The organism is Alcanivorax sp. HI0083 (assembly GCF_001635175.1).
This window is the reverse complement of record NZ_LWFX01001700.1, coordinates 1-667: the sequence shown is the minus strand read 5'-3', so window position 1 is coordinate 667 and position 667 is coordinate 1. Positions and strand designations below refer to the sequence as shown.

Annotated in this window: 2 protein-coding genes; one reads left to right on the top strand and one right to left on the bottom strand. The window is 55.9% G+C overall.

The window, feature by feature from the left end; all coding sequences use genetic code 11:
- Window positions 1-258: a hypothetical protein gene (locus tag A3754_RS24880; protein WP_063521635.1), complete on the bottom strand. Its 258-nt coding sequence runs from the start codon at window positions 256-258 to the stop codon at window positions 1-3.
- Between the two features lie 160 nt (window positions 259-418).
- Here A3754_RS24880 and A3754_RS24875 point away from each other — a divergent pair.
- A partial coding sequence (locus A3754_RS24875) for an NAD(P)-binding protein (RefSeq protein WP_156497215.1) occupies window positions 419-667 on the top strand: 249 nt, incomplete at its 3' end.

Genomic DNA, 667 nt, shown 5'->3' with positions numbered 1-667 from the left:
TCAGTCGCGGTTACGCAGAAAGCTCTCTGCCGCTTGCACGATCAACTCGGTAACAGAGCGGTCTTCCATCAACGCCTGCATTTTAAGTCGTTTGTGCAAATCGGCGGGAATGTCGGCGGTGAGGCGCCGGTAGCCTTCACGAACCGCACCTTGCCGCGCCGTTGCCTGCCGCGAAGTGCTGGCCGCTTTTTTGGGGGCAGCAGCCCGCTTGCGGGGGCGTTTTTTCTCTTCAATAGTAACGAAATCAATCTGTTCCATGGGTGCTGCTGTGGGCCGGCGAAGATGGTGGTCAGGTTACTGGAAAGCGGTGTAAATGGACAGGATTGGCGCTTAAATTTATAGTGCAAAAATTAGTGTAGGAAGACGGTTGGACGCTGGGATAGCTGATAACGAAAAGCAGAAAAATACTGGGGACAACATGGAAAAGGTTGATGTGCTGGTCATCGGCAGTGGCTTCGGGGGCGCTGTGATGGCATGCCGCCTGGCTGAGAAGGGAAGCAAGGTGGTGGTGCTGGAGCGGGGCAGGCGCTGGTTGCCCGGTGAGTACCCGTCCGTGTCCCAAGCAGACTGGCTTTGGGATGAAGATGAGCCGGAAAAACAGAACGGCTGGATTGATTTTCGCAATTTCGGTGACATGAGTATTGCCATGGGGGCCGGGGTTGGCGGC

Excerpts from the sequence above, each read along its gene's own strand:
- A3754_RS24880 (WP_063521635.1), bottom strand. The coding sequence starts at position 258 with ATGGAACAGATTGATTTCGTTACTATTGAAGAGAAAAAACGCCCCCGC.